The sequence below is a fragment of the Bradyrhizobium sp. 2TAF36 genome, from assembly GCF_052114925.1.
Taxonomy (GTDB): domain Bacteria; phylum Pseudomonadota; class Alphaproteobacteria; order Rhizobiales; family Xanthobacteraceae; genus Bradyrhizobium; species Bradyrhizobium barranii.
In genome coordinates, this window is the sequence record NZ_JBFRFR010000028.1 from 1 (window position 1) to 13,022 (window position 13,022).

15 protein-coding genes are annotated in these 13,022 nt (G+C 64.4%); 13 read left to right on the forward strand and 2 right to left on the reverse strand.

Annotated elements, in window-relative coordinates:
- The first annotated feature begins 33 nt into the window (after positions 1 to 33).
- The 13 genes from urtC to AB4Z51_RS17405 all read left to right on the forward strand — a co-directional run bounded on the left by urtC (position 34) and on the right by AB4Z51_RS17405 (position 10,915).
- Entirely contained in the window at positions 34 to 1,203 is a 1,170-nt protein-coding gene (gene urtC, locus AB4Z51_RS17345) for an urea ABC transporter permease subunit UrtC (RefSeq protein ID WP_028157400.1), read from the forward strand.
- Between the two features lie 5 nt (positions 1,204 to 1,208).
- Positions 1,209 to 1,970 carry an urea ABC transporter ATP-binding protein UrtD gene (gene urtD, locus AB4Z51_RS17350; RefSeq protein WP_014498216.1) on the forward strand — a complete coding sequence of 254 codons (762 nt, stop codon included), beginning with the start codon at positions 1,209 to 1,211 and terminating at the stop codon, positions 1,968 to 1,970.
- 3 nt (positions 1,971 to 1,973) lie between these two features.
- The gene (urtE, locus tag AB4Z51_RS17355; protein WP_441497669.1) at positions 1,974 to 2,669 is read left to right on the forward strand and encodes an urea ABC transporter ATP-binding subunit UrtE; all 696 of its coding nucleotides are present in this window, start codon (positions 1,974 to 1,976) and stop codon (positions 2,667 to 2,669) included.
- 36 nt (positions 2,670 to 2,705) lie between these two features.
- On the forward strand, positions 2,706 to 3,536 hold the full coding sequence (locus tag AB4Z51_RS17360) for an urease accessory protein UreD (protein WP_441497670.1): 831 nt from the start codon (positions 2,706 to 2,708) through the stop codon (positions 3,534 to 3,536).
- A 39-nt stretch (positions 3,537 to 3,575) separates the two neighbouring features.
- Positions 3,576 to 3,878: an urease subunit gamma gene (locus AB4Z51_RS17365; RefSeq protein ID WP_007605424.1), complete on the forward strand. Its 303-nt coding sequence runs from the start codon at positions 3,576 to 3,578 to the stop codon at positions 3,876 to 3,878.
- Between the two features lie 10 nt (positions 3,879 to 3,888).
- Complete coding sequence (locus AB4Z51_RS17370) at positions 3,889 to 4,194, forward strand: urease subunit beta (RefSeq protein ID WP_007599812.1); 306 nt, start codon at positions 3,889 to 3,891, stop codon at positions 4,192 to 4,194.
- A gap of 3 nt (positions 4,195 to 4,197) precedes the next feature.
- Complete coding sequence (locus AB4Z51_RS17375; protein ID WP_441497671.1) at positions 4,198 to 4,737, forward strand: HD domain-containing protein; 540 nt, start codon at positions 4,198 to 4,200, stop codon at positions 4,735 to 4,737.
- A 34-nt stretch (positions 4,738 to 4,771) separates the two neighbouring features.
- Complete coding sequence (gene ureC, locus AB4Z51_RS17380; protein WP_441497672.1) at positions 4,772 to 6,487, forward strand: urease subunit alpha; 1,716 nt, start codon at positions 4,772 to 4,774, stop codon at positions 6,485 to 6,487.
- Positions 6,488 to 6,651: 164 nt separating this feature from the next.
- Positions 6,652 to 6,951, forward strand: coding sequence for a putative quinol monooxygenase (locus AB4Z51_RS17385; protein ID WP_014498210.1), 300 nt, complete (start codon positions 6,652 to 6,654; stop codon positions 6,949 to 6,951).
- A 12-nt stretch (positions 6,952 to 6,963) separates the two neighbouring features.
- Positions 6,964 to 7,584 (forward strand): urease accessory protein UreE, encoded by a 621-nt coding sequence (gene ureE / locus AB4Z51_RS17390; RefSeq protein WP_354242140.1) that lies wholly within the window; start codon positions 6,964 to 6,966, stop codon positions 7,582 to 7,584.
- On the forward strand, positions 7,565 to 8,293 hold the full coding sequence (locus AB4Z51_RS17395; protein ID WP_441497699.1) for an urease accessory protein UreF: 729 nt from the start codon (positions 7,565 to 7,567) through the stop codon (positions 8,291 to 8,293). The genes ureE and AB4Z51_RS17395 overlap by 20 nt, the downstream gene beginning before the upstream one ends.
- A 39-nt stretch (positions 8,294 to 8,332) precedes the next feature.
- On the forward strand, positions 8,333 to 8,956 hold the full coding sequence (gene ureG / locus AB4Z51_RS17400) for an urease accessory protein UreG (RefSeq protein WP_063980981.1): 624 nt from the start codon (positions 8,333 to 8,335) through the stop codon (positions 8,954 to 8,956).
- 300 nt (positions 8,957 to 9,256) lie between these two features.
- Positions 9,257 to 10,915: a CHASE domain-containing protein gene (locus AB4Z51_RS17405; RefSeq protein ID WP_063980982.1), complete on the forward strand. Its 1,659-nt coding sequence runs from the start codon at positions 9,257 to 9,259 to the stop codon at positions 10,913 to 10,915.
- 73 nt (positions 10,916 to 10,988) lie between these two features.
- On the opposite strand, the gene AB4Z51_RS17410 is transcribed toward AB4Z51_RS17405, so the two are convergent.
- Both AB4Z51_RS17410 and AB4Z51_RS17415 read right to left on the reverse strand, forming a co-directional pair.
- Positions 10,989 to 11,597, reverse strand: a complete 609-nt coding sequence (locus AB4Z51_RS17410) for a TetR/AcrR family transcriptional regulator (RefSeq protein WP_038959396.1) — start codon at positions 11,595 to 11,597, stop codon at positions 10,989 to 10,991.
- A gap of 182 nt (positions 11,598 to 11,779) precedes the next feature.
- Positions 11,780 to 12,922, reverse strand: coding sequence for an OpgC domain-containing protein (locus tag AB4Z51_RS17415; RefSeq protein WP_231143909.1), 1,143 nt, complete (start codon positions 12,920 to 12,922; stop codon positions 11,780 to 11,782).
- Between the last annotated feature and the right edge of the window lie 100 nt (positions 12,923 to 13,022).

A 13,022-nucleotide genomic window follows, 5' to 3' on the forward strand; every position in this document is an offset into this window, starting at 1 on the left:
CTCAAGGGCCCTCAAGGGCCGTGCGGTGGAAGCATGACCCCCCACATGCTGACCAGGTCGCTGGACCGCGGCGCGACGATCTTTCTCGCCATCGTCGCGGCCTGCGGCATCCTCATCCCGCTCTCCAACCTGCTGCTGCCCGCGGGCTCGGTCCTGCAGGTGCCGACCTATCTGGTCGCGCTCTGGGGCAAATATGTCTGCTACGCGATCCTCGCGCTCTCGATCGACCTGATCTGGGGCTATTGCGGCATCCTCTCGCTCGGCCACGGCGCCTTCTTCGCGCTCGGCGGCTACGCGATGGGCATGTACCTGATGCGGCAGATCGGCACCCGCGGCGTCTACGGCAACCCGATCCTGCCCGACTTCATGGTCTTCCTGAACTATTCGAAGCTGCCCTGGTACTGGTACGGATTCGACATGTTCTGGTTCGCGGCGCTGATGGTGCTGGTCGTGCCCGGCCTGCTTGCGTTCTGCTTCGGCTGGCTCGCCTTCCGCTCCCGCGTCACCGGCGTGTATTTGTCGATCATCACGCAGGCGATGACCTACGCGCTGCTGCTCGCCTTCTTCCGCAATGATTTCGGCTTCGGCGGCAACAACGGCCTGACCGACTTCAAGGACATCCTCGGCTTCAACGTGCAGGCCGAGGGCACCCGTGCCGCGCTGTTTGCGCTGAGCTGCCTGGCGCTGATCCTGAGCTTCCTGATCTGCCGCTCCGTCGTGTCCTCCAAGCTCGGCAAGGTTCTGATCGCAATCCGCGACGCGGAATCGCGCAGCCGGTTCCTCGGGTACCGCGTCGAATCCTACAAGCTGTTCGTGTTCACGTTGTCGGCCTGCATGGCCGGCGTTGCCGGTGCGCTCTACGTGCCCCAGGTCGGCATCATCAACCCGAGCGAGTTCGCACCCGGCAATTCGATCGAGGCGGTGATCTGGGTCGCGGTCGGTGGTCGCGGTACGCTGATCGGCGCTGCACTCGGCGCCGTCGTCGTCAACTACGCAAAAACGTTCTTCACCTCGGGCATGCTCGCGCCCTACTGGCTGTTCATGCTGGGCGCGCTGTTCATCCTGGTGACGCTGCTGCTGCCGAAGGGCATCGTCGGCACCTTCAATGCCTGGTGGGAGTCGTCCAAAGAAAAACGCACCGCGGCGACCAGCGCGAGCGCCGCGGCCGAAGATGGCGTCACCGAACCCAAGATGGCGGAGTAGGCGCAATGAACGTCATGGATACACGCGCGACCTCCGCGATGCTCTATCTCGACGGCGTGCACGTCTCGTTCGACGGCTTCCACGCCATCAACAATTTGTCGCTGACGCTCGCGCCCGGCGAGATGCGCGCCATCATCGGCCCGAACGGCGCGGGCAAGACCACGATGATGGACATCATCACCGGCAAGACCAAGCCCGACGAGGGCACGGTGCTGTTCGACGGCGTCACTGATTTGACGCGTCTGGACGAGACCCGCATCGCCGAGCTCGGCATCGGCCGCAAATTCCAGAAGCCGACCGTGTTCGAGAGCCAGACCGTGCAGGACAACCTCCTGCTCGCGCTCAATGTCGACCACAGCGTCAAGGGCACGCTGTTCTGGCGCGGCAGCAGGGCGGAGTCCGAGCGCATCGACAAGGTGCTCGAGACGATCCGCCTCACCGACGCCCGCAACCGGCTCGCCGGCAGCCTCAGCCACGGTCAGAAGCAGTGGCTCGAGATCGGCATGCTGCTGGCGCAGGATCCGAAGCTGCTGCTCGTCGACGAGCCCGTCGCGGGCATGACCGACGTCGAGACGCATCTTACCGCCGAGCTGCTGAAAGAGATCAACAAGACCCACACCGTGATGGTCGTCGAGCACGACATGACGTTCGTGCGCGAGCTCGGCGTCAAGGTCACCTGCCTGCATGAAGGCACCGTGCTCGCGGAAGGAACCATCGACCAGGTCTCGTCCAACGAGCGGGTCATCGAAGTCTATCTGGGGCGCTGAGCAATGCTTGAGGTCAAGGACATCAACCTGTTCTACGGCGCGGCGCAGGCGCTGCGCGGCGTCTCCATCGCCGCAGAGCCCGGCAAGGTCACCTACGTGCTCGGACGCAACGGCGTCGGCAAGACCTCGCTGTTGCGCGCCATGGTCGGCCAGTATCCGATCTCCTCGGGCGCGATCGTGCTCGACGGCAGCGACATCACCGGGCTCAAGCCCTACGAGCGAGCGCGCAAGGGCATCGGCTTCGTGCCGCAGGGCCGCGAGATATTTCCTTTGCTGACGGTCGAGGAGAACCTCAAGACCGGCTTCGGTCCGCTCAAGCGCGAGGACAGGCACATCCCGGACGACGTGTTCTCGCTGTTCCCGGTGCTGCAATCGATGCTCGGCCGGCGCGGCGGCGACCTCTCCGGCGGCCAGCAGCAGCAGCTCGCGATCGGGCGTGCGCTGGTGATGCGGCCAAAGCTGCTCCTGCTCGACGAGCCGACCGAGGGCATCCAGCCGTCGATCATCAAGGACATCGGCCGTGCCATCTCCTACCTGCGTAACCTCGGCAACATCGCCATCGTGCTGGTCGAACAATATCTCGACTTTGCCTGCGAACTCGGCGACAGTTTCGCCGTGATGGATCGCGGCGCGGTGAAGTTCTCCTGCGACCGATCCAATCTCGATCCGGCCGAAATCAGCCGCCAGATGGCGCTGTAATCCGAATATTTCTGCCGCGGCCGGCTGGGGAGACGGATGCGCAGCGACGCTTTAACGACATCTTCGGTTTTCGAGGCGAACCGCGCCCGCGGCGCGGTGCGCTTCGACGTCCATGCCCGCGATGGCGTGACGCGGCGTGGCGTCTTGCATGAGTCCGGCTCCCTGCGCGTGCGCTTTCCCTCGCCGGAGGGCGAGGGGCTCTCCGGCGTGTTCGTCAACACGGCTGGTGGCGTTGCCGGCGGAGACAGTTTTGACATCGAGATCGCGGCAGGCCAGGGGGCACGCCTGACATTGACCACGGCCGCGGCCGAGAAGGTCTATCGCGCGCCGGGGGCGGCGGCGCAGCTCAATATCGCCTTGAAGGTCGCCGCCGGCGCGCACCTCGGCTGGTTGCCCCAGGAGACGATCCTGTTCGATCGTGCCCGGGTCCATCGTCGCTTCGACATTGAGCTCGACGAGGCCGCCTCGCTTCTGCTTTGCGAGATCGTCGTGTTCGGCCGCACCGCCATGGGCGAGCGGATGGAGCAGGGCGAGTTCATTGATCGCTGGCGGCTGCGTCGTGGTGGCAAGCTGGTGTTCGCCGAAACCGTCAGGCTCGACGGCAATATCGGTGCAAAACTTGGGCGATCGGCAGTGGCCAAGGGCGGTGCCGCGATCGGTACGGCGCTGATCGTTCCGGGCGACGAGCCGCTGATCGAGCGTATCCGCGAGGCCTCGGAGTCATTCGCCGGCGAGGTCGGAATCTCCGCCTGGAATGGCTTTGCAATGGCTCGGTTCTGTGCCCAAGATGCGGCGCGCTTGCGCGCCGACATGATGGCGGTGCTGGCGCGGACCGGCGCGGCGCTGCCGCGGCTGTGGCTGCGTTGACGGCTGCTGAATTGATGCATTGAACGGAAGAGATGCTGCATGAACCTGTCTCCCCGCGAAAAGGACAAGCTCCTGATCTCGATGGCGGCCATCGTCGCCCGCCGCCGGCTGGATCGCGGTGTCAAGCTCAACCATCCCGAGGCGATCGCGATCATCTCCGACTTCATCCTCGAAGGCGCGCGCGACGGCCGCACCGTCGCCGAGCTGATGCAATCCGGCGCGCAGGTCCTCACCCGCGACCAGGTGATGCCGGGCATTCCCGAAATGATCCACGACATCCAGGTCGAGGCGACCTTTCCGGACGGCACCAAGCTCGTCACCGTGCATGAGCCGATCAGGTAGGAGCGAGAGCATGATCCCCGGCGAACTCTTCATCCAGGACGGCGAGATCGAGCTCAATGCCGGCCGCAAGACCGTGACGCTGACGGTGGCCAACACCGGCGACCGCCCGATCCAGGTCGGCTCGCACTACCACTTCTTCGAGACCAACCCCGCGCTGAAATTCGATCGCAAGAAAGCCCGCGGCATGCGCCTCGACATCGCCGCCGGCACCGCCGTCCGCTTCGAACCCGGCCAGACCCGCGACGTCCAGCTCGTCGCCGTGGCGGGGAAGAAAACGATCTACGGTTTCCGTGGCGACGTGATGGGGAAGCTGTGAGGCATGCTCCCCGCCGTCCGCCTCATCTCCGAAGCTGCTGAGCTGGCCGCGCGCCGGCACAACGGCATGGCGCGCAAGGGGCGGGGGAACGAGCCTTACATCAATCATCTCGCGGAGGTCGCGAACCTGCTGGCGACGGCGACCGATGGCGCGGATGCCGAGCTGGTCGCGGCCGGGTGGCTGCACGACGTGATCGAGGACACAGACACCACTCGCGAGGAGCTCGCACAGAAATTCTCTGATCGCGTCGCCTCTCTCGTCGTTGAATGCACCGACGACATGAGCCTGCCCAAACCAGAGCGGCGACGCCGGCAGATCGTCGATGCGCCGAAGAAATCTGCCGGAGCAAAACTCATTAAGATCGCCGACAAGATCAGCAACATCGGCGCGCGCATTCATTCCGACCCGTCCGCCGAAGAGCGCGACGATCTCGCCGACTACAAGGGCTGGGCTGAGCAGGTCGTYGCCGGATGCCGTGGCGGCAATTCGTGGCTCGATGCAAAATTCGACGATGCCGTAAGCGCAGCGAGGGCTTCGCTGTGAACAACCAAAAATTCAAACGCAAACGGGGCTTGTGATGTCCGTCAAAATAAAGCGTTCCGTCTATGCCGACATGTTCGGCCCGACCACCGGCGACAAGGTCAGGCTCGCCGATACCGATCTCATCATCGAGGTCGAGAAGGATTTCACAACTTACGGCGAGGAGGTGAAGTTCGGTGGCGGCAAGGTGATCCGCGACGGCATGGGCCAGTCGCAGGTCACCAACAAGCAGGGCGCGGCCGACACCGTCATCACCAATGCGCTGATCGTCGACCACTGGGGCATCGTGAAGGCCGACGTCGCGATCAAGGACGGCATGATCTCCGCGATCGGCAAGGCCGGCAATCCGGACATCCAGCCGGGCGTCACCATCATCGTCGGCCCCGGCACCGACGTGATCGCGGGCGAAGGAAAAATCCTGACAGCCGGCGGCTTCGACAGCCACATCCATTTCATCTGTCCGCAGCAGATCGAGCACGCGCTGATGTCCGGGGTCACCTCGATGCTCGGCGGCGGCACCGGTCCCTCGCACGGCACTTTCGCCACCACCTGCACGCCGGGGCCGTGGCACATGGGGCGGATGATCCAGTCGTTCGATGCGTTCCCGGTCAATCTCGGCATCTCCGGCAAGGGCAACGCGTCGCGCCCCGCCGCGCTGGTCGAGATGATCAAGGCCGGCGCCTGCGCGCTGAAGCTGCACGAGGACTGGGGCACGACGCCGGCTGCGATCGATACCTGCCTGTCGGTGGCTGACGACTACGACATTCAGGTCATGATCCACACCGACACGCTGAACGAGTCCGGCTTCGTCGAGGACACGGTCAAGGCATTCAAGGGCCGCACCATCCACGCCTTCCACACCGAGGGCGCCGGCGGCGGGCATGCGCCTGATATCATCAAGGTCGCAGGGCTGAAGAACGTACTGCCGTCCTCGACCAACCCGACGCGGCCCTTCACCCGCAACACCATCGACGAGCATCTGGACATGCTGATGGTGTGCCACCATCTCGATCCCTCGATCGCGGAAGACCTCGCGTTTGCGGAGAGCCGCATCCGCAAGGAGACCATCGCGGCCGAGGATATCCTGCACGATCTCGGCGCGCTCTCGATGATGTCCTCGGACTCGCAGGCCATGGGCCGACTCGGCGAGGTCATCATCCGGACGTGGCAGACCGCGGACAAGATGAAGAAGCAGCGCGGGTCGCTCGACCAGGACAAAGGCAAGGACAACGACAATTTCCGCGTCAAGCGCTACATCGCCAAGTACACGATCAATCCCGCGATCGCGCACGGTGTGTCGAAGCTGATCGGATCGGTCGAGAAGGGCAAGCTCGCCGATCTCGTGCTGTGGTCGCCGGCCTTCTTCGGCGTCAAGCCGGACTGTATCATCAAGGGCGGCTCGATCGTCGCCGCCCCGATGGGCGATCCCAACGCCTCGATCCCGACGCCGCAGCCGGTGCACTATCAGCCGATGTTCGGTGCCTTCGGCAAGGCGCGCACCGCGTCGTCCGTGGTGTTCACCTCGAAGGCGGCGGTCACCGGCGGCCTCGCGCGAAAGCTCGGCATCGACAAGAAGCTCTATGCGGTGCAGAACACCCGCGGAAAAATCTCGAAGAAGAGCATGATCCACAACGACGCCACGCCCAATATCGAGGTCGATCCCGAGACCTACGAGGTGCGCGCCGACGGCGAACTGCTGACCTGCGCGCCCGCCGAGGTGCTGCCGATGGCGCAGCGATATTTCATGTACTGAAATAGCGCCTGGACGCATGTCCCCGGCGCATGTCCCGATTGCATGTCCTGTTGCATGTCTTGTTGCATGTCCTGGGGCGGCTTTTCCGGTTTTGCGTTCGACCCCGCCTGGTCTAAGGTCCCGCCCGGTATCTTACCTTAGAAGAAAAGCCGGGAGGATTTCTCGTGATTTACGTCGTTGCCACCTTGACCATCAAGCCCGAGACGCGCGCCGAATTCATTGCGGCCGCCACCGCCTGCATCAAGGAGACGCGGAAGGAGCCCGGCAACATCGCCTATGATTTGCACGAGAGCGTCACCGATCCCGCCAAGATGGTGTTCGTCGAGCAGTGGGAGAGCGCCGAGGCGCTGGTGCCGCATCGCGCCATGGAGCACATGAAGACGTTCGGCCGCGTCGCGGTGAAGTGTTTTACGGCGCCACCGAAGATTGAAGTGATCACGCCCGAGAAGGTCGAGACACGGTAACGGGGTAAAAGCATGATCCGGGCGACGCAGGTTAAGGGACAGCACGGCTTCACGGAGACGCCGGCGGATACGGTGGTGCTCGATTTCGACGACCGGCACCGCCGCCGCATGGCGATGACGGGGACGCGGGGCCTCGAATTCCTGCTCGACCTGGAGAATGCCGTCGCACTGCGCGGCGGTGATGCGTTGGTGCTGGAGGACGGCCGGCTGGTCGAAGTGGTCGCGGCGCCCGAGCCGCTGCTGGAGATCCGCGGCCGCGATCCGCACCACCTCATTCGCGTCGGCTGGCATCTCGGCAATCGTCATTTGCCGACGCAGATCATGGCCAAGAGCCTGCGCATCCGCCGCGACCATGTCATCGAGGCCATGGTGAAGGGCCTCGGTGCGCGCGTGATCGAGATCGAGGCGCCATTCGATCCCGAAGGCGGTGCTTACGCCGACGCCAGCCACGCGCATGGTCACGATGATCACGGGCATCACGATCACGACCATCATCACCATGATCATGGTCACGATCACCACGACCACCATGATCATGCCGCGCATGACCATGGCCACGACCATCACCATGACGAGCATTGCGACCACCCCGACCACCATCACGGCCACAAGCATGCTCATGACCACAAATGAGCCGGTGAGTGCCGGTGACCTCGCCGAGCGCGAGGCGGCGGCGCTGTACCGGCTGATGACGTGGCTGTCGCCAGCCTTTCCGGTCGGCGGCTTCTCCTATTCCAGCGGCATCGAATGGGCGGTCGAGGCGGGCGACATCACCGACACCGCGACCCTGGCCGACTGGCTCGACGCTATGCTGGGTGACGGCTCCGGCTTTTGCGATGCGACGTTCCTGGTCCACGCCTATCGCGCCGCTGAATTGGGCGAGGACACCACCTTGAACGATATCGCGGAGCTCGCCGCCGCCTTCGTGCCGTCGCGCGAGCGGCAGCTCGAGACGAGCTCGCAGGGCCGCGCCTTCATTGATATTTCCCGCGCCGCGTGGGATGCCGACGGGCTGGATGCCATGGTGGCGGCATGTCGCACGGCACTGGTCTATCCTGTCGCCGTCGGCGTGGTCGCCGCGGTGCACGGCGTGCCGCTGGCGCCGACGCTGCACGCCTTCCTGCACGCGCTGGTCTCGAACTGGATTTCGGCGGCGAGCCGCCTCATTCCGCTCGGTCAGACCGACTGCCAGCGGGTGCTGGTGAAGCTGGAAGCCGCCGTTGCCGCGACCGCCAATCGTGCGTTGAATGCGACATTGGACGACCTCGGCAGCGCGACCTTCCGCGCCGATCTCGCCAGTCTGCGGCACGAGACGCAATATACGCGGCTGTTTCGCTCGTGAGCGGTGCGGCCTTTAATCCATCGAGAGAGAGCGAGTGACATGTCGAAATCTCACGGCCCCTTGCGCGTCGGAATAGGCGGCCCGGTCGGATCGGGCAAGACCGCGCTGATGGACCTGCTCTGCAAGACCATGCGCGAGCGCTATGACATCGCGGCGATCACCAACGACATCTACACCAAATGGGATGCGGAATTCCTCGTGCGCTCGGGCTCGCTGACGCCGGACCGCATCGCCGGCGTCGAGACCGGCGGCTGCCCGCACACCGCGATCCGCGAGGACGCTTCGATGAACCTGGCCGCGGTCGCGGACATGCGCGCAAAATTCCCCGGGCTCGACCTCGTGCTGATCGAGTCCGGCGGCGACAATCTGGCTGCCACTTTTTCCCCGGAGCTCGCCGACCTCACCATCTACGTCATCGACGTGGCGGCCGGCGACAAGATCCCGTCCAAGGGCGGCCCCGGCATCACCCGCTCCGACCTCCTGGTCATCAACAAGATCGACCTCGCGCCCCATGTCGGCGCCTCCCTGGAGAAGATGGAGACGGACGCCAGGCGCATGCGCGGCGCGCGCCCCTTCGTCATGACCAACCTGAAAAAGAGCGAGGGGCTCGACCAGATCGTCGGCTTCATCGAGGCCAAAGGCGGCCTGAAACGGGCAGGCTGACGGCGCGACGACGTGGCGCAGGGCGTTTTTCGCCGTTAACGTCTGGGGCAAAAGCCGCATCCGCGGAACAAATTTCGGACACGGCGATTAACTACCTCCGGTGCCCGGAGCAAAGCCTTCATGGCCAGACCATCGGCCGGGCGAATTAAGCTTTTCAGGCGACCGAAGTTGCGTACTGATGCCTCCTCCTTCATTATCTCCATTACTGGGGTCCACTCTGTTTCGGCACATGGCCGTTCGAGCGGCGTTGATATGCTCCGTGTTTATTGCCGACCTGCTGTTTTCGCCTGAGTAGTCGAAGTGGTCCGGCTGGGTTTTATCATCGGTTTCATCGCCCTGCTCGGAGCCCTGCTCTCCGGGCTCGCGGCCTATCGCGTCCACGACCAGGAGCTGGCACTGGACCGGATCGCGCTGGCGCGCGCGATCGACGTCCACGCGAGCCTGGTCCAGGACCGGCTGACTGAGCGCGAGCTGCTTGCGCGTGTCGCCTCAGGCTTGTTCCGTGCGCCGTCGGTCATCAAGCCGAACATGCTGGAGCCGCTGCGCTCGGCCATCTACGCCTTCAAGACCGATTTCGTGGTCGCCGGGTGGGTCGCCCGGCTGAAGCCGAACGAGCTTCTGCCGGCGGAGGACGCGATCGCGAGCGCCGGCTTCCCCAATCCGCAGATTCGCACGTATGACGACAAGCCGATCGATCTTGCGAAGGTCACCCAGCCGATCGACGTGCTGATGGACCTCGAACCGCGCAGCAACGAGACCAAGGCGCTGCCCGGCCGCAGCTACGAGCAGGATCAGGTGCGCAGCGCCATGCTGACGCGCGCGCGTGTCGAGAAGAGGTCGGTCGCCTCAGACCCGGTTCAGTTGCTGCGGGGCGGCGGGCCCATCGGCATCATCGTGGCCGCGCCCGTCATTCCCGAGGGCGCGACCGAGCCGGCGGGCTTCGTCACATTCTCCTACGAGCTCGCCTCCCTGATGCTGACCAATGACGACATGTCGTTGTTCTCGGTCGCGCTGAAGGATCCGCGCAGGGAAGGTGGCGAGCTCGTTGCCAACGACCAGGGCGTGGTCTCGTCACGCATGACGGCCGCGGACGGGCCGGCGCCGTCGGCGACGCGCACGGTGAGCTTTGGCGGGCGCGACTGGCATCTCGGCTACTACGCCAAGACCAATTCGGCGCGGCGCGCCGAGCAGACGGCGATCATCGTGGCGGCGATCGGTTTTGCCATCACCGCGATGGTGTGCGGCCTGTTCGGCTATGTCGCCTACAACAATCTGCGGCTCAGCCGGGAAATCCAGGTGCGGATCGGCTTCGAGCGCCGGCTGACCGCCGTCATCGACGAGCTCAACCACCGGGTCAAGAACATCCTGGCGGTGATCCAGTCGATCGTGACGCGCACGCTCCGCCACGGTTCGGACATCGACGTTGCGCGTGAACTGCTGATCGGCCGCATCCACGCCATGTCCAACGTGGTCTCGCTGCTCAGCGAGAGCCAGTGGCAGGGCGTCAAGCTGAAGGGCCTGTTCGAGGCGCGCGCCATCCCGCATGCCGACCGCATCGCCGTCACCGGCCCCGACATCGCGGTCAGCGCGCGCGCCGCGCAGAGCCTGTCGCTCCTGTTCTTCGAGCTCGCCTCGCACTCCGACGAAGGTCTGTCGCTGGTCGGAAAGCATCCGCACATCACCGCGAATTGGACGGTGACGGGCGAGGGGACCGATGAGGTCTTCCATTTCCGCTGGGAGGAGTTCAACACCAGCGAGGCGACGCGCCGCCCGGATTCCGATTTCGGTCTGATCCTGCTCGACCGTGTCGCGCCCGAAGCGCTCGGCGGCACCGCCAAGCGCTACTTCACCGACGCCTCCTACGTCTATGAATTGACGGCGCCGATGGAGACGGTGGTCGACATGTCCGAACGCGACCGCACGGACAAGATCTCGGCGCCGGTCAGGCCGGTGCGATAGAGATCGCGCTTCAGATCGTTGCTTTGAGCATGATCTTTTCGGCAAACCGCTTCGCACTTTTCCGGATCATGCTCTAACCCTTCGGCCTCAGCACCAGGTCGACCAGATTGCGCGCGTAGGCCGGCGTGATCGGTGCAATGCCGAAGACGTAGCGGTAGAACAGGCTGCCATAGATGGCGTCGTAGAGATCCTCGGGCGCTCCCTCCGCCAGGATGCTGCCATCCGTCTGGCCCGCGGCGATCATCTCGACCAGTGCGTCGCGGCGGAATTGCAGGTAGCGGGCATAGAACAGCTCCGCCGAGCCGGTCTTGGAAATGCATTCGGAGACGACGGCGAGCTGCACCTTGCCGAACTCGCCCTGGAGCGCCTCGGCATAGGCCGCGGCATGGCGGCGTGCGCGCGCCGCGGGGCTGCCGGAGCTCGCAGGCGGCAACGGCAGCATCTGCGCGGCATGATGAAGGAAGGCGTCGATCAGCAGCGCTTCCCGCGACGGCCACCATTTATAGATCGTCATCTTGGAGACGCTGGAGTGGCGTGCGACGGCGTCGATGGAGGTGGCGGCAAGGCCGGTGGCGGCCATCAGCGCATAGGCGCTTTCGAGAATGGCGTTGGTGGTCTCGATCGATCGCGGCCGGCCGCGCCGGGGCGCGCTGTCAGCCTCATCACCCCCGCCCTTTGCCATCGCCACGCCCGGTCCCCTCACGCAGAGGCTCCCCGCATAGCGCAGCCACAGGTCTCGGCCTAGCAGAATCGCACGATTATTTGGCTAGAGCGTTTTCGAGCGAAGTGGATACCGATCCGCGTGAAGAAAACACGTCAAGACAGGAATCTAGAGCCCCGTTCCGATTAGATCGGAACGGAGCTCTAGGCCTGCTGCCTCAGGGCGGCCGGAAGGTCCTGCCGCCTCGACCACGAGATGTAATAGGCCACGGCCGTCATCGCCGCGAAGCCAACGAGGCTTACCGCGATCTGCATCACCACGAGGTTCGGTCCGGTGATCAGGATGAGATGGCCGGCGAAGGACAGGAACACGGCAACGCAGAACACCGCGAGCCATTCCTCGCCGCATGTGATCACCGCCTGAAGCGGCCGCAACTTCAGGCCGGGGTGGTCGGCCGGAATGAGATGGGTCGCGAGGAAGGCGAGCGCGAGGAAATGGATCACGCGATAGGGCGCGAGGTTTTCCTTGTCTGTCGGCGCGATGCTGTTGACGACGAAGTCCGGCAAATAGACGGCCAGCGCGGGCGAATGCCGCATTAAGGTGACGGCCATCGCGAAGATGAGATAGGCACCCGCGAGGATCCGCAGCCAGGACATGCCGTGCAACGCGCGTCCGGAGGCGCCTGTTACGGCGAACCAGCCGCCCAGGACCATCAGCATCTGCCAGCACAGCGGATTGAAGGTCCAGTCCTGGTCCGGATAGACCCGGAAATTCCAGTCGAACCAGCGCGCCGCAACGTATAGCGCGACCGATGCCGCCAGCGTCAGGTTCGGCCGCCGCAACAAACCCCATAGCGCAAACGGAAAGAACGCCATCAGCGGGATCATCAGTTGCAGGAGGTCGAGGTTCAGCGGCTCTTCCTGGAGCACGAGGCCGCGGACCAGGATGCGCAGCGGATGATCGAGAATGCCCGAGATGTTGTATTCGTGGATGATCTCCGGCGCCATCGATTGCGAGGCGACATAGGCGATGGTGTCGATATAGATCACGAAGAGCACGACATAGGCAGCGTAGAGCCGCCAGACGCGGCGGAAGATGCGCGTCGCCGCGACGACGTAGCCGCGCTCCAGCGCCATCCTGCCGTGAATGATGGCGACGCCATAACCCACCACGAACACGAACAGGTCAGCGGCGCCGCTGAAGCCGAAATTTCGGAGCGTCAGGAGATTAACGACGTTGTTCGGGATGTGGTCGACGAACACCGACCAGTTGGCAATGCCGAGCGTCAAATACAATCTGGCATCGTGATGGAATGCGGCGAGGTTCGCCTTGACGGACGGTTTCATCGCGGAAAATGACTTTTGGAATCACGGGCGCTGCTTTTAGCGGCAACCGCCCGCCTATCCGAGTAGCGTTTGCGTGAGGGGGCTGGAATTGTCCAATCTG

Coding starts and splice junctions, on each gene's coding strand:
- urtE (WP_441497669.1), top strand. CDS start 1,974: ATGCTTGAGGTCAAGGACATCAACCTGTTCTACGGCGCGGCGCAGGCG.
- urtC (WP_028157400.1), top strand. CDS start 34: ATGACCCCCCACATGCTGACCAGGTCGCTGGACCGCGGCGCGACGATC.
- AB4Z51_RS17365 (WP_007605424.1), top strand. CDS start 3,576: ATGAACCTGTCTCCCCGCGAAAAGGACAAGCTCCTGATCTCGATGGCG.
- AB4Z51_RS17395 (WP_441497699.1), top strand. CDS start 7,565: ATGCTCATGACCACAAATGAGCCGGTGAGTGCCGGTGACCTCGCCGAG.
- ureE (WP_354242140.1), top strand. CDS start 6,964: ATGATCCGGGCGACGCAGGTTAAGGGACAGCACGGCTTCACGGAGACG.
- AB4Z51_RS17410 (WP_038959396.1), bottom strand. CDS start 11,597: ATGGCAAAGGGCGGGGGTGATGAGGCTGACAGCGCGCCCCGGCGCGGC.
- ureG (WP_063980981.1), top strand. CDS start 8,333: ATGTCGAAATCTCACGGCCCCTTGCGCGTCGGAATAGGCGGCCCGGTC.
- AB4Z51_RS17360 (WP_441497670.1), top strand. CDS start 2,706: ATGCGCAGCGACGCTTTAACGACATCTTCGGTTTTCGAGGCGAACCGC.
- AB4Z51_RS17415 (WP_231143909.1), bottom strand. CDS start 12,922: ATGAAACCGTCCGTCAAGGCGAACCTCGCCGCATTCCATCACGATGCC.
- AB4Z51_RS17370 (WP_007599812.1), top strand. CDS start 3,889: ATGATCCCCGGCGAACTCTTCATCCAGGACGGCGAGATCGAGCTCAAT.
- ureC (WP_441497672.1), top strand. CDS start 4,772: ATGTCCGTCAAAATAAAGCGTTCCGTCTATGCCGACATGTTCGGCCCG.
- urtD (WP_014498216.1), top strand. CDS start 1,209: ATGAACGTCATGGATACACGCGCGACCTCCGCGATGCTCTATCTCGAC.